The 23247-nt window shown below is 60.3% G+C and carries 22 protein-coding genes and 1 tRNA gene; 14 read left to right on the forward strand and 9 right to left on the reverse strand.

Translation table 11 applies throughout. From position 1 onward, the window contains the following. Positions 1 to 117: 117 nt before the first annotated feature. Positions 118 to 205 (reverse strand) — tRNA-Ser (locus H9L06_RS07020). A gap of 196 nt (positions 206 to 401) precedes the next feature. On the opposite strand from H9L06_RS07020, the gene H9L06_RS07025 reads away from it, so the two are divergent. Beyond that, positions 402 to 1037, forward strand: coding sequence for a lipase (locus H9L06_RS07025; RefSeq protein WP_187554534.1), 636 nt, complete (start codon positions 402 to 404; stop codon positions 1035 to 1037). Here H9L06_RS07025 and H9L06_RS07030 read toward each other — a convergent pair. Then, entirely contained in the window at positions 1034 to 2272 is a 1239-nt protein-coding gene (locus H9L06_RS07030) for a glycosyltransferase (RefSeq protein WP_187554535.1), read from the reverse strand. The two genes, H9L06_RS07025 and H9L06_RS07030, sit on opposite strands and share 4 nt — an antisense overlap. 4 nt (positions 2273 to 2276) lie before the next feature. Further along, complete coding sequence (locus tag H9L06_RS07035; RefSeq protein WP_246454289.1) at positions 2277 to 3485, reverse strand: glycosyltransferase; 1209 nt, start codon at positions 3483 to 3485, stop codon at positions 2277 to 2279. Positions 3486 to 3702: 217 nt separating this feature from the next. Between H9L06_RS07035 and H9L06_RS07040 the strand changes: the two genes are divergently transcribed. Further along, on the forward strand, positions 3703 to 4011 hold the full coding sequence (locus H9L06_RS07040; RefSeq protein ID WP_187554536.1) for a helix-turn-helix domain-containing protein: 309 nt from the start codon (positions 3703 to 3705) through the stop codon (positions 4009 to 4011). 6 nt (positions 4012 to 4017) lie between these two features. Here the strand turns inward: H9L06_RS07040 and H9L06_RS07045 are convergent, their stop codons facing one another. Next, positions 4018 to 4305, reverse strand: a complete 288-nt coding sequence (locus H9L06_RS07045; RefSeq protein WP_187554537.1) for a DUF4229 domain-containing protein — start codon at positions 4303 to 4305, stop codon at positions 4018 to 4020. 75 nt (positions 4306 to 4380) lie between these two features. Between H9L06_RS07045 and H9L06_RS07050 the strand changes: the two genes are divergently transcribed. The 6 genes from H9L06_RS07050 (at position 4381) to H9L06_RS07075 (ending at position 10608) form a co-directional block, all read left to right on the forward strand. After that, positions 4381 to 4752 carry a PLD nuclease N-terminal domain-containing protein gene (locus H9L06_RS07050; protein ID WP_187554538.1) on the forward strand — a complete coding sequence of 124 codons (372 nt, stop codon included), beginning with the start codon at positions 4381 to 4383 and terminating at the stop codon, positions 4750 to 4752. Next, complete coding sequence (menD, locus tag H9L06_RS07055) at positions 4752 to 6551, forward strand: 2-succinyl-5-enolpyruvyl-6-hydroxy-3-cyclohexene-1-carboxylic-acid synthase (protein ID WP_246454291.1); 1800 nt, start codon at positions 4752 to 4754, stop codon at positions 6549 to 6551. Before H9L06_RS07050 ends, menD begins: the two co-directional genes overlap by 1 nt. 185 nt (positions 6552 to 6736) lie before the next feature. Beyond that, positions 6737 to 7045: a hypothetical protein gene (locus H9L06_RS07060; RefSeq protein WP_187554539.1), complete on the forward strand. Its 309-nt coding sequence runs from the start codon at positions 6737 to 6739 to the stop codon at positions 7043 to 7045. Continuing rightward, complete coding sequence (locus H9L06_RS07065) at positions 7042 to 9126, forward strand: alpha/beta hydrolase (protein WP_187554540.1); 2085 nt, start codon at positions 7042 to 7044, stop codon at positions 9124 to 9126. The genes H9L06_RS07060 and H9L06_RS07065 overlap by 4 nt, the downstream gene beginning before the upstream one ends. Beyond that, entirely contained in the window at positions 9114 to 9785 is a 672-nt protein-coding gene (locus H9L06_RS07070) for a hypothetical protein (RefSeq protein ID WP_187554541.1), read from the forward strand. The genes H9L06_RS07065 and H9L06_RS07070 overlap by 13 nt, the downstream gene beginning before the upstream one ends. 301 nt (positions 9786 to 10086) lie before the next feature. Continuing rightward, a complete protein-coding gene (locus H9L06_RS07075) occupies positions 10087 to 10608 on the forward strand; it encodes a hypothetical protein (protein WP_187554542.1) in 522 nt (173 codons plus the stop codon). Here the strand turns inward: H9L06_RS07075 and H9L06_RS07080 are convergent. Beyond that, a complete protein-coding gene (locus H9L06_RS07080) occupies positions 10605 to 11942 on the reverse strand; it encodes an isochorismate synthase (protein ID WP_246454293.1) in 1338 nt (445 codons plus the stop codon). The two genes, H9L06_RS07075 and H9L06_RS07080, sit on opposite strands and share 4 nt — an antisense overlap. 64 nt (positions 11943 to 12006) lie before the next feature. Here H9L06_RS07080 and ubiE point away from each other — a divergent pair, with 64 nt between their 5' ends. The 4 genes from ubiE to H9L06_RS07100 all read left to right on the forward strand — a co-directional run bounded on the left by ubiE (position 12007) and on the right by H9L06_RS07100 (position 18902). Continuing rightward, positions 12007 to 12882 (forward strand): bifunctional demethylmenaquinone methyltransferase/2-methoxy-6-polyprenyl-1,4-benzoquinol methylase UbiE, encoded by an 876-nt coding sequence (gene ubiE, locus H9L06_RS07085; protein ID WP_246454295.1) that lies wholly within the window; start codon positions 12007 to 12009, stop codon positions 12880 to 12882. Next, positions 12879 to 13937, forward strand: a complete 1059-nt coding sequence (locus H9L06_RS07090; protein WP_187554543.1) for a polyprenyl synthetase family protein — start codon at positions 12879 to 12881, stop codon at positions 13935 to 13937. Before ubiE ends, H9L06_RS07090 begins: the two co-directional genes overlap by 4 nt. Before the next feature lie 10 nt (positions 13938 to 13947). Continuing rightward, positions 13948 to 15324 carry an FAD-dependent oxidoreductase gene (locus tag H9L06_RS07095; protein WP_187554544.1) on the forward strand — a complete coding sequence of 459 codons (1377 nt, stop codon included), beginning with the start codon at positions 13948 to 13950 and terminating at the stop codon, positions 15322 to 15324. Positions 15325 to 15503: 179 nt separating this feature from the next. Continuing rightward, positions 15504 to 18902: a pyruvate carboxylase gene (locus H9L06_RS07100; RefSeq protein WP_187556413.1), complete on the forward strand. Its 3399-nt coding sequence runs from the start codon at positions 15504 to 15506 to the stop codon at positions 18900 to 18902. Between the two features lie 91 nt (positions 18903 to 18993). Here H9L06_RS07100 and H9L06_RS07105 read toward each other — a convergent pair whose 3' ends face one another. The 4 genes from H9L06_RS07105 to H9L06_RS07120 form a co-directional block, all read right to left on the reverse strand. Then, the gene (locus H9L06_RS07105) at positions 18994 to 19254 is read right to left on the reverse strand and encodes a hypothetical protein (RefSeq protein ID WP_187554545.1); all 261 of its coding nucleotides are present in this window, start codon (positions 19252 to 19254) and stop codon (positions 18994 to 18996) included. Between the two features lie 91 nt (positions 19255 to 19345). Next, positions 19346 to 20194, reverse strand: a complete 849-nt coding sequence (locus H9L06_RS07110) for a Sir2 family NAD-dependent protein deacetylase (RefSeq protein WP_187554546.1) — start codon at positions 20192 to 20194, stop codon at positions 19346 to 19348. A gap of 34 nt (positions 20195 to 20228) precedes the next feature. Further along, positions 20229 to 20630 (reverse strand): type II toxin-antitoxin system VapC family toxin, encoded by a 402-nt coding sequence (locus tag H9L06_RS07115; protein ID WP_187554547.1) that lies wholly within the window; start codon positions 20628 to 20630, stop codon positions 20229 to 20231. A 2-nt stretch (positions 20631 to 20632) separates the two neighbouring features. Further along, positions 20633 to 20983 (reverse strand): type II toxin-antitoxin system Phd/YefM family antitoxin, encoded by a 351-nt coding sequence (locus H9L06_RS07120; protein WP_246454296.1) that lies wholly within the window; start codon positions 20981 to 20983, stop codon positions 20633 to 20635. A 104-nt stretch (positions 20984 to 21087) separates the two neighbouring features. Between H9L06_RS07120 and pyrE the strand changes: the two genes are divergently transcribed. Together pyrE and H9L06_RS07130 are read left to right on the forward strand one after the other, a co-directional pair. Further along, positions 21088 to 21642: an orotate phosphoribosyltransferase gene (gene pyrE, locus H9L06_RS07125; protein WP_187554548.1), complete on the forward strand. Its 555-nt coding sequence runs from the start codon at positions 21088 to 21090 to the stop codon at positions 21640 to 21642. Positions 21643 to 21684: 42 nt separating this feature from the next. Further along, a complete protein-coding gene (locus H9L06_RS07130) occupies positions 21685 to 23229 on the forward strand; it encodes a gamma-glutamyltransferase family protein (RefSeq protein ID WP_187554549.1) in 1545 nt (514 codons plus the stop codon). Positions 23230 to 23247 lie beyond the last annotated feature (18 nt).

Here is a 23247-nt window from a genome sequence, read left to right on the forward strand (position 1 = left end):
GCGCCGTATTGTTGTCGAACTGTGTCTGGAATCTCGGATCAGTCTCGATGACTCTTAAGCTAAAAAAATAGAAATAGCCCCTGACCATGGCATAAAATCCCAGGTCAGGGGCTATTTTGGCGGAGGATAGGGGATTTGAACCCCTGAGGGCGTGAACCCAACACGCGTTCCAGGCGTGCGCCATAGGCCGCTAGGCGAATCCTCCTTATTAACCGAGCGCGCTCAGTCAACGCCGACAAGTCTAGCGCGTTCACGGCGCACATTTGACCGACTCGCAATCGGCGCAACTTCCTGTGAACTTCCTGCCCGGATTTGAAATGTAACAGAACCATAACGCATACTAGTGAGGTTGCCATTTCGTTAAATGTGCATATGTGGATTATTTATTTGGAGTTAAGTTAGTGCCATCACCCGCGAAGCCGTTTGTGGTCAGTCTTGTGGCGCTCGTTACTTTTTCATTTGGCGTTGCCCCTGCCGTAGCTTCTGAGACGATCGATATGTCTCCTGTTGCGGCGTCATCACCCGCAGTCACCGTTGAGGCGCAGTCCCTCAACACGCTCGGCGATCCAACATCGTTGCCCGCAATCAGCTCAGTACTCGAGCTCAGCGAGGCCGCAAATGCCAGCCACAATTTTGATGTCGAAGCCACCATTGCCGCCGCGACCGCAGAGGTCGGCACCAGCCGCGCGACCGGTTGGGGTCAGCCCGGCGAGTGCATCGTCTCCGCTCAACGGTGGATCCAGGCTGGTGGCGGCGCATGGACGGGCGGCGGCGACCCCGTTTCGAACTACAACGGCGCCCTTCGCCTCCCACTGTCAGACGTTCAGCGCGGAGACATCATTCAGTACGAGAACCTCGCCTTCCCCACTTCCTGGGTTTCGGGCGTACACACCGTACTTGTTACCGGCGTGAACGAAGACGGGACGCTCTCTATTATTGAGTCGAACAATCCCGGTGGATCGGGGCTCGTCGGTGCGAACGACAGCTGGACACCAAGCCCGCCCGCCGGCTTCCAAGCAGTTGTCTGGCGCTTCTAGTTCCGCTGACTAAGTACGCTTTCGTACAGCTTCACCATCGCCGCGGTCTTGCTTGATTGCAGCATGGTCGAGCCTTCGGCCTGAGAAACCCTGAGTTGCCCAGGCGCAGCCGCTAGCTCTGACACTGCGGCGCGAATCGTCTGCGCGAGCGCAGCGACACTCGCATCTGGTGCGAGCCACGAAGGCGAGACACCCACATCACTCGCGATATTTGGATCGCAAAAAATCGTGGGGGTTCCGAGAGCCGCAGCTTCAAACGGAGTAAGCCCCTGCGTCTCGAACCCGACCGAGGTCTGCACGAGCGCATCGGCATCGCGCATCGCGGCGAGCGCCTCAGGGTAAGAAACGGGCGCCTCGATCCGCACTCGCTCGCCCAGCCCCAACTCGGCGATTCGCCGCCGAACTTTCTCAAGCAACAGCCCGGCACCGTAGAGCACAACGTCGGCCTCAACATCTGCCTCACTGAATGCTGAGACGAACTCGAGCACGCGTTTCTCATGGCTCATGCGCCCAAGCCAGACGAGGCGCGGCCGCTCTCTCGGTGAACGTTCGTTGCGACGTGTCTGCTCGATCAGTTCGTCGTCTACCCCGCCCGGTGTTACCTCAACGTGTGAAGCAACGCCGTGGAGCACCAGTTGGTCAGCGAAGTGCTGCGACGGAGCCGTGACAAGCTCAGCGACCTGGGTGAGGTCTGCGAGATAACGCCACGCTCCGCTCGGGCGCCGCATATGAGTTTCTGCGGCACGCCTTGTCTTACCCACCGCCATCCTGCGCCACACCCGCAGGCCAGCAAATGCGAGAGGCGCGAGAGGCGTCACGGCGCGGGTTCCCTCGTCAACATTGTTGTGCATCGTGAAGACCACGGGCAGACCAAGGCCTCTCGCCGCACGAAGCCCAATCATTGCCCCCCAGAAGTCCCCCTGAATATGCACGAGGTCGACCGGAGGCGCACCGGCGGCGACACGAGCATTGAGTGCGCGCGCAAAGGCCCGGTCAGTCTTCCTCCCTGGCCAAGAGACGCCGTATTCGAGGTCACGTGTAATGGGCCAAGAAGGGAGGTTGATGTACGCTTCGCGACCCACATCGGCGACCTGGTAACCGCGGCGATGAAGGCGCGGGGCCGCGATGGTGGCCGTGTGACCAGCGAGCTCGAGCGCACGCCGCTGCAGCCTCAACGCCACCTGCACACCCCCAAGCGAGTCGGGGTGCTGGTCGGTGACAATAAGGATGTGCATGTGTTTATGCGCTCGGCACGCCTCGGTAAAGGCCCTCGAACACGTCGAGCGTGCGATCGATGTCGTGCGCCTGCACCGCTTCAAGCGAGGCGCGCTGCATCGTTTCGTACTCAGCAGGCGACATCTCAAACACCGTGTTCATTGCGTCTGCCAGTTCGCGGTCATTGCTCGCTTGGAACAAGAACCCGTTCTCTCCGTGATGCACCAGGTGTGGCAGCGCCATCGCATCGGCAGCGATGATGGGCAGGCCCGAGGCCATCGCTTCCATTGTTGCGATCGACTGCAACTCAGCGATTGACGCGATGACAAACATGCTGGCCTCTGTGAGGTGCCGCCGTAGCTCCTCGTCGCTCACTCGGCCCGTGAAGTGTACGCGGTCTGCGAGTCCCAGTTCGGTCGCAAGTTTCTCGAGATTCTTGCGCTGGTCGCCGTCACCGACAACGGTAAACGACACGTTGAGCTTCGGGTCGAGCCTCGTCATCGCGTGCAAGATGACGTGGATCTCCTTCTCGAGTGTGACGCGACCGACGAACACAATTCGGTTCTCATCGCGCGCCCCAACTACCGCGGTGTAGTCGCTGGCGCGAAGCCCACAACTCACCGGTAGCACGCCGCGCCGATGCGTGCTTCGCTCAAGAAAGTCTGCGGCGCGACGCGTGGGCGTGGTGACCGCTGCGGCCTTGCGCAGTATCAAGTCGGCCTGACGCCACCCCCACCGCACGAATAGGCGCTTCGCCCGCTCGGGCAACAGTGTGAAGTCGAGCACGTTCTCGGGCATGACGTGGTTCGTGGCAACGATGCGGATCTTGCGCTTCGCGCCCTCGATCGCGAGGCCACGCCCAATGACGATATGCGATTGCAGATGCAACACATCAGGCTGCACGAGGTCGAGCACTCGCCTCGCATAAGGCTTCGCCCGCCACGGAAGCACGAAGCGCAGCCAGTCATGCGGGTACCAGCGGAAGCTCGGGATGCGGTGAACCGTCATCTGCTCACCCTCGATGGTCTCGACGAAGGCCCCGGAGAGTCGATGCCGCTTCGAAGGCGCCATGATGTGCACGTCATGGCCGCGTTGCACAAGACCGGCAGCGAGCCGCTCGGCGAACCGCGCAGCACCGTTTACATCGGGTGCAAATGTGTCGCAGCCAATCAGAATTCGGAGCTTGTCTTCTGGGGTAACGTCAGTGGTTTCGGGGGTGGGCGAGCTACTCACGGCGTGCGATCGTCCTTCTTGTGGGTGGATGTCGAACTCGCTCAAGTGTAGTTCGACGGGAGACTCGGCGACATCAGGGTTAACCCTGAATCTGTGGTGGATCGGGCTCTCAGGGTGAACCCTGCACGATCCACATCGTACACATTTTCACCAAGCATATTTCTACCTGGTTGTCTACCTTCTGGTGCTCAGACGCCAGGGTGACAACCCTAGTAGGGTGCCCGGCATTCATTCATCGGCAGCTCGCATTATCGGCGAGCGTATTCGTGATGCGCGCAGGGCACTCGGAATTTCGATGGACGACCTCAGCGAACTCGCCGAAGTCAGCCTCACGACAATCGGAAAAATCGAGCGGGGCACTCAGAGTCCGACGGCAGAAACTCTCGTGCGGATCGCCTCGGCACTGGAAATCGACGCGGGTTCACTCATTAGTGGGCTTCAGGCCAAGGATTTCGGCGAGCGTGAACATGCGTACACGGTGAAAGACTTCTTGAGAGCCCGCCGCGAGCTCAGCGGTCGCGGCTAGCGTGACCTATTCGTTCGAGGAGTCGAGCGCGGAGTCTTCCGCAATGTCGTCGGCGGTGCGATCGCGATGGCGCCAGTCATGAATACTCTCGGACGCCTTCTCGCGGTGTTTCGACAGCAGCAGAATTGAGAGCGAGACCGAAATAAGGGCGGCAATGACAGCCGCGACGATGCCAGAAAGCATCATCGTGAATCCGAGCGAAAGCCCGAGAACGTACAACCCAGCAAACGGAACTGCAAAGAACAGTAACCGCAACACGGTGTAGGTAATCCATGCTTTACGTTGCTCACTCACAAGTAGCGAGTCTACCGCCGCCGCCTGGGTGAGAGCGCTCAGGAGCAAATGAGCCGCCACCGCTAACATAGGAGCATGGCCAGGATCTTGATTGTTGGGGTCGTTGTTGCCGTCGCGTTCACCTTGTATTCATTGGTTGACGCGGCGATGACCGATCACTCACGTGCTCGCGGGGTGAGCAAGCCTGTGTGGATCGTGATAATCGTCCTGCTCCCCGTCATCGGCGGCCTCCTCTGGCTATTTATCGGCAAGGGCGACGCCGCTGAAGCGAACCGCCGCCACACTGCCCCCGATGATGATCCTCGGTTCTCGGGTTCGCGCATGTCTGACGCAGAGCTCGACACCCATATGCGCGACCTCGAAGCTCGCTTGAAAGAGCTCGACGACGAGGTGTTCCCTGGCGAAGATCCGGGTAAAGAACCCGGCAAGGGGCAGGGCACCGACTAGTGAACGCCGGCCCAGCACCGTCGTCAATATTCGCCGTTGAACTGATCGCAGAGTTTGTTCGTCGCGGCGTCTCAGACTTCGTCGTGTGCCCGGGCTCGCGTTCTCAAGCACTCGCCCTTGCGGCCGCCGCTGCGGAACAGGCGGGGGCTATCAGGCTGCATGTGCGCATCGATGAGCGATCCGCCGCCTTCTTCGCGTTGGGTGTTGCACGTGAAACGGGGCGACCGGCACCGATAATCGTGACGAGTGGCACCGCAGTCGCCAACTTGGTTCCGGCCGCATTCGAAGCACACGAAGGTCGCGTGCCGTTTATCGCACTGACCGCTGACCGGCCGGTCGAGCTGCGCGGTCGACGCAGTAATCAGACCACCACGCAGGCCGGCATGTTTAGCGAGATCGCCCGCCTCTCGCTCGATGTACCCGCCCCCACGGGCGAGCCCGCTACCAGTGGCAGTTCGAGCTTCACTGAGCCGGGTCAATTGGCAGCGCAGGCACTGAGCGCCTCCCTCGGGGCACTGCACCGCGCTCCCGCAGGCCCCGTGCAGCTCAATCTGCAGTTCCGCGAGCCGCTCTCTGGCACGGCCGGGTTCGACGACATGATCGCGCAGGGTTTCGCTGTGGCGGGCGAAGAGGGCGTTGAGGCGCGCGCGATCCACCCGACATTGCTCGTGCCGAGCATCGATGACGCAACGCCCGATGAGACCGACCCGACACTGTATGTGCACGGAGACAACGCGCTCACCGTGGTCATCGCGGGTGCAGGTGCGGGAGCCGAAGCAGAGGAATTTGCGCGCGAGGCCGGGCTGCCCCTGCTCGCTGAAGTCGTGAGTGGATCGCGTTACGGCCGCGAGGCCATCACTGCCTACGCGTCGCTCATCGCTGATCCTGAGGTGGGTGGGCTTATTGAGCGGGCAATCGTGTTTGGGCACCCGACGCTCACTCGCCAAGTGCCGTCGCTGCTCGAGCGCGATGACGTCGAGGTGATCGTGGTGGATCCACACACAGACACCGACCACGTTCAGCCCTCTCGCGGTGCGCGCGTTGTGCGGGCGGCACGGGTTGCGGATGGGCACGATCCACACACTCACCGGCGGTGGCTTGGCGCGTGGGTCGCCCCCGATCGAGAGTTGCAACGCGAGCGCAGTTCGGCACACGTGCCCGACCTCGAGGCCGCGCGGGAGACCGGGTACAAAGAGCGCAATGCATACGCTCGCGCTGAAATGGCGGCTCGCCGTGAGCCTGTAACCCGGGCGATGCTTGTCGAGAGCGCCTGGCTCGGCACTTGGCCCCACGACCGGCTCGTCATCGCAGCCTCGCGGCTCGTGCGGGTGCTCGATGGTATTGCGCCTGCTCGCAAGGTCACAGTGCACGCGAACCGTGGACTCGCGGGAATCGATGGAACGATCGCGACAGCACTCGGCATCGCCGTGACGAGCCAGGCGGATCCCGACCCCAAGAAGGCCGCCGGAACCACACGCGTAATTCTTGGTGACATCGCGCTCCTGCACGATGTCGGTTCTTTGCAGCTGCCGCCCGACACCGAAGTGACGCCCCGCATCCAACTGCTCGTGGGCAACGACGGCGGCGGCACCATCTTCGACGGGCTTGAGGTTGCGGCGAGCGCCTCCACCGACACTTTCGACCGCGTCATGCTGACTCCTCAACAGGTTGATCTTGAAGCACTCGCTCACGCATATGGCTGGGCTTACGAGCGCGCAGAAACACGCGTGGAACTTGAACGAGTATTCACTGCGCCGGTAACCGGGCCAACAATCGTCGAAGTTCCGCTCGCCCGATAGTTATCCACAGGCGTATTGCGCATTGTTTGCGGTCATTGTTCTCTGACTGCTAGCTTCAATGCATTGCCCGATTGCGGGCGATACGTTCAAAAAATGGTGTGCACCAGGGGCTCTGCATTGTGATTGGAGTTCCTGTTGATACGACTTACCGTACCCGTTCTGCACGCTAATTTTGCGCTGTCAGCATGACGGACCAGCTACAGATTCGTGATGAGGTGCTCGAGTCTGCAGGCACGATGATGCTGAGTGCAACTCGCTGCATGTCTGCAGGCAACCGGGCGGTGCCGAACTCACCGATTTCGAGTTTGACTGGTGTCGGAGGCGACATTCGTGAGTTCTTGCGAGGAGTGCAGACTGGTCGTTTAGCACTCGGGGATGCCGCGAAGACTTCGTGCGAACAGCTCGCAGCCCTCATGAACGAGAGCGGCTCAGTTGACTGTAGCCTTGCGGCGTCACTGCCCACTGGCTTTGCCCTGCATGGGGGTAAGCGTTGAGCGTATACGTGCCGAGAGACGGTAAAGATGTGCTCAAGGGCACTCCGATCCTCGGCTCTACTGCGGAAATCGACGAGATCAGTGACTACCTCAAGAACATTGAGGCAGATGCGCAGCAATACAGGCGTGAGGTGCAAAGTGCTCTCCTTGCTCTCACAAACACGTCAAGCCGGGCAGTGACGAAGCTCAGCGAGAAGCTCGATGGGCGTCTCTGTGTTGGTGCCAACTCGCTACAGCAATCTACCGAGCAGGGAAGGAATGCGTGCAATTCATACGCTGCGGAAATCGACAGAATTCACACCGATGCAAGGAACGTCGTGCGCGATGTAGAGACTGCTTTAACCACGATTCAGGTACAAGCTTGGGAAGTCGAAGAAATCGCAGAAGCCATCTTGGCCCCGGTGCCAGCGCGGTGGGACGAGGAGGTTCCGAAGAACATGCCCGAGCCCCAGTTGTGGGCTGATGTGTATGGGACAGGGGTCGGCCCTGCAGAGCGTCCCACAAACGTCGCACAATTACGCAGCCTTTATGAGACGAGGTGGCTGGGTGCCGCTCATCACTGGCATGTAGCACTCGAAGACATTCGAGGTTTGCAGACCAAGTGGGCCAATCTCATCGAAGACCGCCGAGACGTGGAGAACTGGCTGAGAGGTGCGCTGTCGAACACCATCATCGGTCAATTGCTGACGGTGAGTAGTGCTGGTGCCACGGCTCAGCGTTTCACCATCGCCACGGCGCTTTCTGGCGAGCTTTGGGGTAAGTCGTATGCGAACGCCAAGATCGCGATGACACATCCGCTGCTATTGAAGCTGATTGGCTCGAAGTCGGGCGCGAATGCGTGGGATGATCCTCCCGCCCCTGAACTTGTCGCCAACGCATGGGCAGGGCTTTCAGCGGAAGAGCAGGCGACGCTCATTGCTGAGGTGCCCTGGGTCATCGGAAATCTCCCGGGTCTGCCGTATGCCGTGCGCGACACCGCAAACCGCAACATGCTCGAGTTCTATCGGGAGCATCCTCACATGCTGTCGCTGGATCAGCTGAAGCTGCTGTCTGATCTACAAGAGATCTTTAACCGAGAGGTATCGGAAACGCTGAAATATGGTGAGGCGCGTCCACCCATTCAGCTTGTCGCACTCGACCTCACCGGCCCAGTTTCAAAGACTGCTGTTGGATACGGTGATCTCGATACGGCAACGGATACGACGCTCGAGGGCCCCGGTATGGCTAGCGATGCACACCTCGCGCTCGAAGGGTGGGATGAGGCAAGTCGCAATCTTTACGCCGCGCAGAGTGATATCTCTGGATATACCGGTTCGACTGCTGTTATAGCCTGGCTCGGATACGACACCCCTGATTCACCCTTTGAGGGCGACTTGGGTGTGCTCAGTTCTGAAGACGCAGCTATAGGCGCCAAGCGCTTTGCAGCGGAACTCGACGGCCTGCACGTCGCACGCAGCACGAGTGGGAATGGAATGCCTACGGTCAATGTTTTGGCGCACTCATATGGTACGACGCTCGCGTCGATAGCACTCACTGAGGTTAAGTACACAGTGAGCACTTTCACGATGTTGGGTTCTGCAGGGTTGGACACCGAGATCGTGCCGTCATACGAGGTTCTCAACGTGGCAGATGCCGAGCCAGGAAAGAAAGCGATCTATACGACCCACGCTTCCGGTGATCATTTGGCCCCGCTGGGCGCAGGATTTGCCGGAAGGGGTCAGCCGAACCCCGACGCCTCAGCAATTGGATTGGAGAATTTGAGTCCGGTATACGGAGGCGCATTTTCCTTCTCATCTGAAGGCGACCCATCGCGCGGTCTCTTGAAAGCCGACGGGCATTCCACTATTGGTGAAGGCTCGAGACCTGGTCCCATTGGCATGACCGCCTCAGAGGGTCATGGCTATATGGACCGTCGTACCCAAACACTAGACACGGTGGCTCACATCACGACGGGCATGATTGACGCGGAACTTGAGGAATCGTTCGTAATCACAGAGGCCGAGCCGAAAACACTCTACCCGGGGCTGGGGTTTCGTGTGCTGGTCGAAATGCAAAAGGCGGAATACTCATGGCTCCATTAAGAAAAAGAATACTCACCAGTGCGGTCAAGGCGACGATCCTAATCTTTGGAGTGTTGACACTTGCCGGTTGTTTGCAGGAGGTTCCATTGGTATCAGAGGCAAAGATAACGACAGGCAAATCACTCAGGGAACTAAGGACTTGGGTTGGCGAGCAACTAGATGCCGCGGTCGCCGCGAGCGAAGTCGATGAAGGGTGGTACGACAGCTACTGGCACGATGTGTTTTGGTCGACAGATAGGCCCCAAGACCGCGAACTACTTCTGAGCGCACTATTTCCAGGAGGGTGCGGAGGCAATGGGGGCCGTATCGAGATTTCGCTGAAAAACATGACTGCGGAAGACCCCCTTGCCGCGGCTGCAAAAGTGCGAGACTTCTGGAAATCCGAAGGGTGGGTTGTCTCTGACATTCGCACGTATGCACCAGACACCCAGCCATACTTCCGAGCTGATAACGAGTACGGCGAAACCCTCGCGTTCCAAGCGTCCTCGGAGGGGATGACCCTAGAAGTGGCATCCTCCTGCTCCCGGGGCGTGAAGACGACGAGCTGGCAGGACGACATGAAACGCGAACTGCTTGCCTCTCGAGCGTCACAGATTAGCTCAGGAAGTATCAACGAGTTCAAGGACGAGATCGAGCGACGCGAACAATCCGATCAGTAGCAACAGCTCAGCAGTTCCAGAACGCATTGCCATCACCCTGGCTTGCGGGGGCCAACTGATTCAAAACAAGTATCAGCATTTCAAATTGAAAGAGACAACATTGGCATCGAAGAAGACAAAGACAATCGGCGCCCTCATTACGATTGCGCTAGCAAGTCTCGCGCTGAGTGGCTGCACCTCACTTGCTGCAAATTTGGGCCAACTCTCGAAACAGAAGAACCAACAAACCGAGCCAGCCGAGAGGGCCGAGAAACCCGAGAGAACCGACAAACTCAATAGTGACGAACAGTCAGACGAGCTCATGAGTCAAGAAGAAATCGACGTGCTCGCGAGGCTAACAACTGGATCACCCCCAACAGACTTGCTGTGGCACTTTTCGAAGGACTTGCCTGATGGTTGGACATACGAAAAGTTCAATGATGAGGGAATCGTACAGGCGACAGTGTCACCGCGATGTATCCTCCAATTTCATCAACCAATGGGGTTAGGGGACGATACCGAACCAGACTCTGCACAGGTGGCGCTCGACTACGCAACTGAACTCGGACAGGAAGCCTTTAATACCGAGCTCACCGTGACACCTGAAGCGATGGTCATGCTCAACGCCATCATCAATGACGGCGCGCTCTACTCTCAACTAGGTTTTGCACGGGTAAGTTTTTCAGCCGAATCAACACCCGGGCTCGAAGGAACAACTTACGCGCTACGGCAAGGCGACTTTGCCTTGATCGCAACCGCCGTGTGCGGTGATGGCGAGTTCGCCAAGCATGGCGACCAAATGCGCGAATACATTGAGAGCGCATCGGCCGACATCACGTATTAAGAACCCGAACTGAACGCCTCAGTGATTGGGCGAAACTTCGACACCGTCTCACCAAGCTCATGCTGAGGATCAGAACCCGCGACTATTCCGCCGCCAGCCGTCGCAACAACGGTTCGGCTCCCCGATCCACCGTCTGCTTCAGTCACTTGAGCACAGCGCAGCGCAATGACCCATTCGCCGTCGCCGTCGGCGTCGATCCACCCCACGGCACCCGAGTATCGACCGCGATCGAACGGTTCGAGTTCTGCAATAAGCTCGACCGCATCGGCCGTGGGCGTACCCGCAACCGCAGCCGTTGGGTGCAACGCATCAACAAGCTCAAGAGCCGTTGTCTCAGCACCAAGCGAAGCCCCCAAGTCGGTAGCGAGATGCCACACATTTGGCAACTGCAACGCAAACGGATCGTCGCTCGTGCGCATGTCCCGAACGTGCGGTGCGAGAGCCGTCACCACGCTCTGAACTGCAAAATCGTGCTCGTGCTGTTCCTTCGCACTGCGCAACAACTCATCACGAGCGGCGCGATCTCGTGCCGCATCCTCTGGGTGGCGACCGCGAGTTCCCGCAAGTACCCGAGCCGACACCGCACCACCAGTCGAACGAACGAGCGTCTCGGGACTCGCGCCGATAAGTCCATCAACCGCAAAGGTCCAACAATCAAGATACTTCGCGCTCAACCGATCGAGCGGAACGCGCAGGTCCGCTCCGGCGCTGACCTCGCCCGCAATCTGCCTCGAAAGCACAACCTTCTCAACTGCCCCAGCATCGATCCGCTGAGTCGCCTCAACAACGCCCGCAAGGTAGTCGTCGACCTTACTCCCGGCCGTGGCTCGATCCACCGAATCGCTTGCAGCATGCAATTCAACACCGTGCCACACACCGAGGTCAGTAGCCGTGGGCAACACAGGCACAGACTTCTCCCCCGCAACCTGGCTCGAATCAACGCGGGTAATTTCCGTGATCCACGCCGTACCGCGATGCCGGTTCACCAAGATTCTCGGCACAATCAACACACTCTCGACCGAGCTGTCATCAGCGAATGCGAACGTTCCGAAGGCGAGCAAGCCAGAACCCGGCATACCAACCGGGTCGTCAATCTCGGCGTGTGCCGCTATCTCACGCCACGCGCGCGAGGCTTCGAGGTATCGCTGCTCGCCAGAAAACGTAAGCCGCAACACTTCTCCGACACCAACACAACCGCGATCATCGCGATTCCAGAACATAGGGTTTGTCGGATCTGCGTACGACAAGAGTCGAGGAAGCTCACTGAGGGGCCTCGTCACAGCGCGGAGATGTGGAATCTCGCCCACAGCGTGCCTGTTCGCTTCGCTCGTCACCCTGCTAATCTACCTGCCCGACTTGTCAAGCGTTCACAGATGAACAACCGGCTACGATGGAACAGTGACTCGACCCGATACCGAGACCAAGAACGCGACGGAAGTATCTGCGATGTTCGATGAGGTCTCCCCCAGGTACGACCTGCTGAATGACGTACTCTCGGCGGGCAACTCCCGCCTGTGGCGCATCGCCACTACTCGGGCGATCGCTCCACGCAAGGGCATGCGAGTGCTCGACATCGCCGCTGGCACCGGCACTTCTTCGGCCGCGATTGCGGCACACGGAGCACACGTCATCGCTGCAGACTTCTCCGAAGGCATGCTCGCCGAGGGCCGCAAGCGCAACGCCGACAACGACCTCATCGAGTTCGTCTTCGCCGACGCGACCAAGCTTCCATTCGACGACGACAGCTTCGACGCAGCAACAATTTCGTACGGGCTCCGCAACGTGTCTGATCCGAAACAGGCGATCGCCGAAATGGTGCGAGTCGTAAAGCCGGGCGGGCGAATCGTCATTGCAGAGTTCTCGCGCCCCTCGTCAGATGCGGTGAACTGGGCATACACCAAGTACAACAGGCACGTGCTGCCGCGGGTTGCCGCGCTCATCAACCGTGACGCGGCCGAGGCCTACAAGTACTTGAATGAGTCGATCGAAGCTTGGCCGACGCAAGAAGAATTGGCGAAGTGGCTGCGTGAGGCAGGGCTCGAGCGCGTGGCCTATCGCAACCTCAGCCTTGGAATCGTTGCGCTGCACCGTGGTTTTGTTCCAAGCGCTCCGGTGACCACGTCTACGGCAGCTCGCAAGAAACCAGCAGCCCCGAAGAAGGAGCCGAAGTCTGCGCCAACTCCAAAGGCAACACCGGCCACAAAGAAGCCTCCAACCGCGAAGAAGCCAGCAACAAAGACATCCACCCCGGCGAGCAAGGGTACTGACAAATGATCCGCCCATTGGCCGCAGACACAACAACGCAGGCGCTTCCACTTCGACTGTTTCGCAGTGCTGAAGACCGGCGTCTCGTGAAGCAGCTGCAGCAAGAACTTGACCTTGTCGAAGAAGGCCTGGTCGAGCACCTGAGGTTTGCTTCGCCGATCGCCGACGCACCCGCACGGTACCTCGCGGCTGCTGGCGGCAAGCGGATCCGCCCGCTACTCACACTCATCTCGAGCCAGCTCGGCGATGGCCCCAACGAGATGGTTCGACGCGCAGCGCAAGCGATCGAGATGACCCACCTCGCGTCGTTGTATCACGACGATGTGATGGACGATGCGAACCTGCGACGAGGAGTACCATCTGCGCAGGTGGTTTGGTCCAACTCAGTTGCAATCCTCGCTGGTGACCTGTTGTTCGCGCGTGCATCGTCACTCGTTTCAGGAATGGGCGAGGCGGCTATCTTGCTGCAGGCTCAGACATTTGAGCGCTTGTGCCTAGGGCAGCTGCACGAAACGGTCGGCCCTCAGCCCGGCGACGAACCCATCGCGCGCTACATTCAGGTGCTCGCCGACAAAACCGGTGCGCTCATCTCGACGGCAGCGCGCATGGGCGTCATGTTCGGCGGTGGATCGGAAGAGTTTGCTGACGCGGTAACTGAGTACGGCGAGAAGATCGGCGTTGCATTCCAACTCATCGATGACGTCATCGATCTCTCGCCCGACAAGAAGCGCACCGGAAAGCGCGCAGGGACTGACCTGCGGGCCGGTGTCGCAACATTGCCACTGCTTTTGCTCAGGTCGCGGGCCGAATCGGGCGACGCAGAGGCCACTGAACTGATCACACGAATCGACGCAGGTATCGCTGCGATCGCGGAGGGTGCGGACCTTCAGGTGATGGATCCTGAGGTTGACGCACTCTACGCGCACCAAGTGACGCGTGAAACAGAGGCAACGGCACGACAGTGGGCGGACGACGCAGTTGCAGCGCTCAGTGTGCTGCCAAAATCGCCAGTGAAGCGCGCGCTTGAGCGCCTGGCAGAATCAATCGTCTCGAGAGAAGGGTAATTCTGGGGGAATGAGCAAGATGCGTTTAGCGATTGTAGGGGCCGGACCCGCGGGAATCTATGCTGCGGACCTGCTGCTGAAAGCGGAACGAGATTTCGAGGTCGAAATTGACCTTTTCGAACAGCTTCCTGCCCCCTACGGGCTTGTGCGCTACGGCGTTTCGCCAGACCATCCCCGCATCAAGGGCATCATCAACGCACTACGCGATGTGCTCGATAGCGGCACGATCCGCTTCTTTGGCAACGTTCGCTACGGTGAAGATCTCACGCTCGCAGACCTCAAACAGCACTACAACGCGGTGATTTTCTCGACCGGCGCGATCCGCGATGCCTTCCTCGACATCCCCGGTATCGACGCCGAATCCTCATACGGCGCCGCCGACTTCGTCAGCTGGTTCGACGGCCACCCAGACGTGCCACGCACCTGGCCACTTGAGGCCCGCTCGGTTGGAGTCATCGGCAACGGCAACGTCGCGCTCGACATTTCTCGCATGCTCATCAAGCACGCAGACGATCTGCTCCCAACTGAGATTCCCGACAACGTATATAAGGGACTCGCAGCAAACCCGATCGAAGAACTGCACCTTTTCGGCCGCCGAGGCCCGTCGTATGTAAAGTTCACGCCGCTTGAGCTTCGCGAACTCGGCGAAGTGCGCGACGTCGATATGGTCATCAACGAGCGAGACTTCGACATTCCAGATGCGCACGCCGAAGAAGTGCTCACGAAGAACAAGCAGGTCGTCGTGATCAACCGCATCATGAACAAGTGGCGCGAGGACCAGCGTGCGCGCGAATCCGGTGAGGTGCAGCCCGCCTCGCGCAGATTGCACCTGCACTTCTGGTCGAAGCCGGTTGAGGTTGTCGTTGAAGACGGTCGCGTCGCTGGCCTGAAGATCGAACGTACAGCGCCCGACGGTAAGGGTGGCGTCGTTGACACCGGCGAGTTCGAGGTCATTCCGATGCAATCGCTCTACCGCGCAATCGGTTACTTTGGCTCACCGCTCGATGAAATTCCGTTTGACGACGTGCACGGCGTTATTCCCAACGAGCAGGGTCGCGTTGTCGACGAGTCGGGCATCTACATTCCCGGCATTTACGCAACTGGGTGGATCAAGCGAGGCCCCGTCGGGCTTATCGGTCACACAAAATCTGACGCTATGGAAACGCTGGAGTGCCTCATGGAGGACGCAGATACCTGGTGGAAACCAGAGCATCCCGACGGTGAGGCTGTTGTCGCACTGCTAGAGTCACGCGGGGTACCGTTTACCAACCTCGATGGGTGGCACCGCCTCGATGAGCACGAACTCGCGCTCGGCGCGGCTGATGGGCGCACTCGGGTGAAGGTTGTTCCACGCGAGGAAATGACCCGAATCGCACGTGGCGAATGAGATAACAATCTTGACGTCGAACTAAATATGCGTATGGAAGCACATATTCTCGGCTATCCTGGGTCGGGGTCCGAGCCTCGTCACTGCGAGCCGATCCACGACACTACCTGTGTCACGCCTACCGGCAGCACCCATCTCTGGCCAGCAACCCGGCCACTCAAGGGAGAGACACCATGAAGATGTTTAAGAAGATTCTGGTTGCAAACCGCGGTGAAATCGCGATTCGCGCCTTTCGAGCGGCTACCGAGCTTGGGGCTCGTACCGTTGCGGTATATCCCTTCGAAGATCGCAATTCGCTGCACCGTCTGAAGGCCGACGAGGCCTACCTCATCGGCACGGAGGGCCACCCCGTTCGGGCATACCTCGATATTGCCGAGATTATTCGCGTCGCCAAGGAGTCTGGCGCAGACGCTATTTACCCGGGCTATGGTTTCCTCTCTGAGAACCCTGAGCTTGCCGCGGCAGCAGACGCCGAGGGCATCACCTTCATCGGCCCCGGCCGCCTCGCGCTCGAGATGGCAGGCAACAAAGTCGCGGCGAAAGAGCACGCGATTGCCGCTGGCGTTCCCGTTCTGAAGTCCACCCCGCCATCAACCGACATCGAAGCGCTCATTGCCGGCGGCAACGAAATCGGATACCCACTGTTCGCTAAGGCAGTCGCCGGTGGCGGCGGTCGCGGTATGCGCCGTGTCGAGCGCGCCGAAGACCTGCGCGAGGCGCTCGAGAGCGCGATGCGCGAGGCCGATAGCGCGTTCGGTGATCCCACCATGTTCATCGAGCAGGCAGTACTGCGCCCGCGCCACATCGAGGTGCAGGTGCTCGCAGATAACACCGGCGAGGCGGTGCACCTGTTCGAGCGTGACTGCTCGGTGCAGCGCCGCCACCAGAAGGTCGTTGAGATCGCACCAGCACCGAACCTCACGCAGGCGCAGCGCGACGCACTCACGAGCGACGCGATCGCATTCGCGAAGTCGATCGGGTACGCGAACGCCGGAACCGTTGAGTTCCTTCTCGACACCGAGGGTGCACGCGCTGGCGAGCACGTCTTCATCGAGATGAACCCCCGTATTCAGGTCGAGCACACCGTGACCGAAGAGATCACTGATGTGGATCTCGTGCAGGCACAGATGCGTATCGCGGCGGGCGCAACCCTCGAAGAGCTCGGGCTGACCCAAGACAAGATCCAGATGCACGGTGCGGCGCTTCAGTGCCGTATCACCACCGAGGATCCGGAGAACGGATTCCGCCCAGACCTTGGCCGCATCACCGCGTACCGTTCACCGGGTGGCGGCGGCGTACGCCTCGATGGCGGCACGATCAACCCAGGCGCGTACATCAGCCCGCACTTCGACTCGATGCTCGCGAAGCTCACCTGCCGCGGCCGCTCGTTTGAAGATGCTGTGGTGCGTGCCCGCCGCGCCCTCGCAGAGTTCCGTATTCGCGGCGTCGCAACGAACATTCCGTTCCTCCAGTCGGTGCTTGACGACGCTGACTTCCGCGCGGGCGACGTTTCGACTGCATTTATCGGGGAGCGTCCGGAGCTGCTGTCGCTCAACAAACCGAAGGATCGCGCGACGCGCCTCCTCCAGCACCTCGCGAACGTCACCGTGAACCAGCCAAATGGTCCGCGCCCGCAGCAGATCGATCCGCAGGTGAAGCTTCCAGAGGTCGATCTCCTCACCCCAGCCCCTGCTGGTGGCAAGCAGCGTCTGCTTGAGCTCGGACCTGAGGGATTCGCGAAGGCGCTCCGTGAGCAGAATGCGCTCGCTGTAACCGAGACCACGTTCCGTGATGCCCACCAGTCACTACTTGCGACGCGCGTGCGCTCGCGAGATCTCCTCGCGGTCGCTCCGCACGTTGCACGACTCACCCCCGAGCTCTTCTCGGTTGAGGCGTGGGGCGGCGCGACCTACGACGTCGCGCTTCGCTTCCTTGGCGAGGACCCGTGGGAGCGCCTGGCGGGCATGCGTGAGGCGCTGCCGAACGTGCCGATCCAGATGCTGCTTCGCGGCCAGAACACCGTGGGCTACACCCCGTACCCGCCGAAGGTTGCGCAGGCATTCGTGCGCGAGGCCGCGGCGACCGGTGTTGACGTGTTCCGCATCTTCGACGCCCTGAACGATGTAAACCAGATGCGCGTCGCAATCGACGCCGTGCGCGAGACCGGCACCGCTGTCGCCGAGGTCGCGTTCTGCTACACCGGTGACCTGCTGAGCCCTAACGAGGACAAGTTCACGCTTGACTACTACCTCGGTCTTGCTGAGCGGATCGTTGAGTCGGGTGCCCACATTCTTGGTATCAAGGATATGGCGGGTCTGCTGCGCCCAGCCGCTGCCGCAAAGCTTGTTACCGCTCTGCGCGAGCGTTTCGACCTGCCGGTGCACTTGCACACGCACGACACTCCGGGTGGTCAGCTCGCGACACTGCTCGCAGCCTCGACCGCAGGCGTCGACGCGGTTGATGCAGCTTCGGCACCGATGTCTGGCACGACGAGCCAGCCATCCCTCTCCGCACTCGTGGCCGCTCTGTCTCACACCGAGCGCGACACCGGCATCAACCCAGATGCCGTGTACGAGCTCGAGCCATACTGGGATGCCGTGCGCACCCTGTACAAGCCGTTCGAATCAGGGCTCCCTTCGCCGACGGGCCGCGTGTATACGCACGAGATCCCGGGCGGTCAGCTGTCGAACCTGCGCCAGCAGGCGATCGCACTTGGGCTCTCTGAGAACTTCGAGAAGATCGAAGACATGTACGCGGCAGCGGATCGTATCCTCGGCCGCCTGCCGAAGGTAACGCCGTCATCGAAGGTGGTCGGCGACCTCGCACTACATCTTGCTGCAGTTGACGCTGATCCCGCAGACTTCGAAGCGAACCCAGAACGCTACGACGTTCCACAGTCGGTTGTTGGCTTCCTCGCGGGAGAGCTCGGCGACATTCCTGGTGGATGGCCTGAGCCGTTCCGCTCGAAGGTGCTCGCGGGCCGCGACGTATCGATCGAGGTCGCGCCGGTTTCGGATGAGGACTCGGCACGACTCGAAGGATCAAGTCAGGAGCGCCGATCCACACTGAATCGCCTGCTCTTCCCGGCACCGACGAAGCAGTTCGAGGCAGTTCGCGAACAGTTCGGAGACCTCTCGGTCGTTGACACCGGCGACTACCTCTACGGACTCGAGACGAGTGCGGAGCACGCGATCGACCTCTCGAAGGGTGTGCGACTCTACGTTGGACTCGAAGCAATTGGCGAGGCAGACGAGAAGGGTGTGCGCACCGTCATGGTGCGCGTCAACGGCCAGCTCCGCCCCGTCTTTGTGAAAGACGAGAGCATCAAGGTCACCGTGGTTGCTGCAGAGAAGGCTGACCGTACGGTTCCGGGCCAGGTTGCGGCTCCGTTCTCTGGCACCGTCACCGTCAAGGTCGCTGCGGGCGATCAGGTTGAGGCAGGCCAGGCAATCGGCACGATCGAAGCAATGAAGATGGAGGCTGCGATCACCTCTCCAGTCGCAGGCACGGTGCAGCGCATCGCGTTCGACGGCACCCGAGGTGTCGAAGCCGGCGACTTGATCGTCGTCGTCGAGTAGGTAGCCACTCAGACACAGGATCCGAGTCAAAGTTTGTTGCTAAGCCCTAGGGTTTAGTCGCAGACTTTGACTCGGATTTCTGCGTTACGGACTAGGTTGCTGACACTTCCGCAGGCGGGCACTTGAGGTGGGTCGGCTTACCCGGTCCACCCCGTTCGACTCGGTGCTCTTTCATGGGTGCCCCACATACTGGGCACTTCGGGTTCTCGGGCATGATGTAGGCGGGTTCATTGCGGTCGCCGAGTTGAGCGGATCCCTCGAACTGATAAAAGAGCCTTCGCCAGGCGGCCCAGAAGCCCGGAACACCATCCCAGGGTGTCTCATGCCAGAGTCGTCGTTTTCGTTCGCGCACATCCAAGATGCTAGCCACTCACTCTGAACCACGCTTTACGCTTCGTCATGCTAGCTCGGCGGTATTGCTGGCGACCCACTAGAGAAGCAGGTTACGCCCCGAGTGCATCGGCGAGCGCGACGAGCGTCTCGGTCGTGCCGCCCTCTATGCGAAGCGCAAGGCTCGAACGCAGGTCGAGCGCGGTGTGCCCTCGGTTGATGGCAGCTATCGGGATCCCGCGCTGCTCAGCACGAAACACGAGCCTGATTCCCGTGTTGACTGCGAGCGAGGAGCCCGCGACGAGGAACGCTTCTGCCTCACTCACCAAGTGTGCGGCCTCATCGAAGACTTGAACGGGCACTGTCTCACCGAAGTACACGACATTCGGTCGAAGTACCCCACCGCACACGTGGCATTCGGGCACGACAACCGTGTCGACCTCAGAAACGATCGCATCGCCATCGGGCGCCACTTCCGCAGACGAGTTACGTTCGGCCAAACCGGGATTCAATTCGTCGAACCATTCCAAGACCTTGGTCCGGTTCCAGCGAGAGTCACATTCGACGCAGCGAATAACACTGCCACCGCCGTGGAGTTCCACGACCTTGCGCGACCCCGATTTTGCGTGCAGACCGTCAACGTTCTGCGTGATCACGCCGTCAATACGCCCGGCCGCTTCGAGTCTCGCGAGCGCCTTGTGCCCCGCGTTCGGCATGACTTTGAGCATACGGTTCTGCCCGATGCGTGCACCTGCCCAGAATCGTTTGCGGTACTGTTCGTCGTCACGAAACTGTGCGATGTTCATGGGATTCCTCGGTGGACTCCCCTCGCCTCGGTAGTCGGGGATGCCGGAATCGGTGCTGATTCCTGCACCCGTCAGCACGGCCACGGTGCCATGCTCGAATAGGCGAACGAGCGCAACAAGCTGCTCTTGGTCTACGAGCGCACCTGCCTTATCCACACGCTCATCCTATGCCGCGGTTACTACCCGAGCCTCAGTCAGCAAACGGATTGAGCAATCGCACGCCCAGGTCACTGAACTCAGCAGTATTTCGAGTCACAACTGTGAGATCGTGCGCGGCTGCAGTCGCCGCGATAAGCCCGTCAATAGTAGGCAAAGTCCGCATCGTTGGGAGTGTGACCCAGGAATCAATCACTCGCTCATCAATTGGGAGAACGCGTGTCATGAAGTCACGACGAACTCCTTCAAGCCATGCTGCAATCCGCTCCGCACGACGATCGTCGCGCTTCCGCAACGCCTGAGCACCCCGACCTATTTCGCCAAGCGTGAGTACGCTGACATACATGTCGGGCTGATCCACAACCCAGTTCTTTACCCCTAAATTTGGCCGGGGCTTCGTAAGTTCTGAGAGCACGTTCGTGTCAATGAGGTACATCTTTAGTCGCCATCACGAAACAAGTTGTCAACCTTCGCCCAGTACTCTGGCTCAGCAGTCCGGGGCGAAATCTCCAGTTCATCACCTTCAGCTAGGGCGCCCTCGAGCGTGAGAAGGTACTCCGCGAAACTCTGTTGTGTTTCATGCGTTCGTCGGTAATCTTCAATATCCACCACAACCGCGACAGGCTTTCCATGCCTCGTAATGAACTGCGGCTCGCCGCCCTCTGCGGCACGCAGCAGTTCGCTGAACCGCTGTTTTCCAGCCTGTACCTGCCATGTTCCCATGCACGCAGAGTACGCCGACAAATCAATTCTGTCTAGTCTGTCTAGATTCATGATCTCGCCCTTCATGAATCCAGCCTGGCACTCCTAATAGTTACTGCCGCCGTACTCCACAGGCCCTCCCATGGGAAAGTCACCAGATGCCCGATGTGGACGACGGTAGAATCGAATTCATGACTACCGCGCGCGAACAGCTCATCGAACTCATCAAGTCAGAAGCTGTGTTCCACGGCGATTTCACGCTCACGAGCGGCAAGAAGGCGACGTACTACATCGATCTGCGCAAGCTGTCGCTCGATCACCGCGCCGCACCGCTCATCGGGCAGGTCATGCTCGACCTCATCGAAGACGTCGACGGTGTCGTCGCTGTTGGCGGCCTCACGATGGGTGCCGACCCCATTGCATCAGCAATCATGCACCAGGGCGTCGCGCGCGGCAAGACGTACGACTCGTTCGTTGTGCGCAAAGAACCAAAAGACCATGGGCGCGGCCGCCAGGTCGAGGGGCCTGACCTCAACGGCAAGCGCGTTATCGTCGTCGAAGACACGTCGACAACTGGCGGATCTCCACTCAAGGCGATCGAGGCACTCAAGAAGGTTGGGGCTGAGATTGCCGGCGTCGCCGTCGTGGTGGATCGCCAGGCGCCCGCCAAAGCCCGCATCGAAGAAGCAGGGTACGAGTACCGCTTCGCCATCGGCCTTGAAGACCTCGGGCTCGAACCGCAGTAACGCGCACCACACAAAGCAACTCAGAGGGGAGAGCTGACAAGAATGTCCGTCATCGCGTCGGGCCAGAGCGCCATCTCGACCTCTCATCACCTCGCGACCGAAGCCGGTGCCGCCGCGATGCGTGCTGGTGGCAACGCCGTTGATGCCGCACTCGCTGCTGCAGCGACGCTCTGTGTTGTGTACCCAAACAACGTCGCGCTGGGCGGTGACCTCGTCGCGCTCGTGCGCAGCCCAGACGGCAGAGTTCGCTTCTTGAACGCGACGGGCGCCGCTCCTCAGGCGCAGACACTGGAGGCGTTGCGATCCACACACGGTGACCAGTTGCCCCTGCGCGGCATCGACACAGTCACGGTGCCGGGTGGTGTCTGCGGCTGGAATTCGCTGCACGAATACGGGGCTACGCGCAGCTGGGCAGATCACTTCGAGCACGCGATTCGTCACGCCTCCGAAGGGTTTCCGAACTCTCGCTCAGTGGCCAATGCCCTCATCGATGACCGCGTAACGCTCGAGCAAGACCCAGGTGCCGCGGCCGTCTTCTACCCCGACGGCAAGCCTGTCGCTAAGGGTGAAACGCTCAGACAGCCGGCGCTCGCAGAGACCCTTCGTCGTGTCGCCGAGTATGGCTCGGGTGAGTTCTACGAGGGTCGCACCGCGGTGAAGTGGATCGCCGGACTGCAAAAGCTCGGTTCGAAGATCACGCTGCAGGATGCGATCGACTATTCAGCGTATTGGGGCGAACCGCTCGAGGGCGAGTTTGGCGACCTTCGAGTACTCACTGGGCCACCAAACACCTCCGGCTTCATGCTGCTGCGAGCACTGAATGCCATCAACGGCACGGGCGGCAGCCCCGGAATAGAGGATCCACTCGGCACTGGAGCGGGAGAACTCGCCCGAGCGTTCGATGATGCAAACATTGTGCGCGCGGCGTCGCTTGCTGACCCGCGCATGGGTGGCGCGTGCGGCCCTGAACTCGTAGAGATGGATGCGAGCGGACTCACAACTCGAGGCCTCCCGAAGGCGAGCGGCGATACCGTCGGCCTATCGGCAGCGAGTGCTGACGGCTGGGCGGTCTCGCTCATCAACTCGGTGTACTGGGGTTTTGGCGCTCACATTCTCGAGCCCGAAACCGGCATTATTTTTCAGAACCGTGGAACTTCGTTCTCGCTCGATCCCACCTCACCGAATGCGTTCGCCCCGGGCAAGCGCCCGAGGCACACACTCATGCCCGTGCTGGTGCTGCGTGGCAGCGACCTGGCGTGGGTGCCGGCGACGATGGGTGGGGCGGCGCAGCCGCAGATCCACACCCAACTGCTCGTGCGCTCTGTGAGCGGGGCCACGCCGAGCGAGGCGACTCACACGCCCAGGTGGATAGTGGACGAACGCCGCGGCGATAACCCACCCTCGGTGACCGTCGAAGAAGGAGTCACCGAGGAGACCAGGCTCGCCCTTGAGCAAGCCGGTTTCACTGTGAACATCGTGCCCGATCACAGCGAAGACCTCGGTCACTCAAACCTCATTCGCATCGCAGATGACAACGTCGATGCAAGCAGCGACCCGCGCTCCGACGGTTCGGCAATTGTCTTCTAACCTCGCAACGAGAAAGTT

Origin of the sequence: Leucobacter denitrificans (genome assembly GCF_014396385.1) — a bacterium.
Classification (GTDB): Bacteria; Actinomycetota; Actinomycetes; order Actinomycetales; family Microbacteriaceae; genus Leucobacter; species Leucobacter denitrificans.

Bases quoted from the DNA above. Each gene is read 5' to 3' on its own strand.
- H9L06_RS07030 (WP_187554535.1), bottom strand. From the start codon at position 2,272: ATGCACATCCTTATTGTCACCGACCAGCACCCCGACTCGCTTGGGGGT.
- H9L06_RS07050 (WP_187554538.1), top strand. From the start codon at position 4,381: ATGGCCAGGATCTTGATTGTTGGGGTCGTTGTTGCCGTCGCGTTCACC.
- H9L06_RS07060 (WP_187554539.1), top strand. From the start codon at position 6,737: ATGACGGACCAGCTACAGATTCGTGATGAGGTGCTCGAGTCTGCAGGC.
- H9L06_RS07070 (WP_187554541.1), top strand. From the start codon at position 9,114: ATGGCTCCATTAAGAAAAAGAATACTCACCAGTGCGGTCAAGGCGACG.
- H9L06_RS07075 (WP_187554542.1), top strand. From the start codon at position 10,087: ATGAGTCAAGAAGAAATCGACGTGCTCGCGAGGCTAACAACTGGATCA.
- H9L06_RS07090 (WP_187554543.1), top strand. From the start codon at position 12,879: ATGATCCGCCCATTGGCCGCAGACACAACAACGCAGGCGCTTCCACTT.
- H9L06_RS07095 (WP_187554544.1), top strand. From the start codon at position 13,948: ATGAGCAAGATGCGTTTAGCGATTGTAGGGGCCGGACCCGCGGGAATC.
- H9L06_RS07100 (WP_187556413.1), top strand. From the start codon at position 15,504: ATGTTTAAGAAGATTCTGGTTGCAAACCGCGGTGAAATCGCGATTCGC.
- H9L06_RS07115 (WP_187554547.1), bottom strand. From the start codon at position 20,630: ATGTACCTCATTGACACGAACGTGCTCTCAGAACTTACGAAGCCCCGG.
- H9L06_RS07120 (WP_246454296.1), bottom strand. From the start codon at position 20,983: ATGAAGGGCGAGATCATGAATCTAGACAGACTAGACAGAATTGATTTG.
- pyrE (WP_187554548.1), top strand. From the start codon at position 21,088: ATGACTACCGCGCGCGAACAGCTCATCGAACTCATCAAGTCAGAAGCT.
- H9L06_RS07130 (WP_187554549.1), top strand. From the start codon at position 21,685: ATGTCCGTCATCGCGTCGGGCCAGAGCGCCATCTCGACCTCTCATCAC.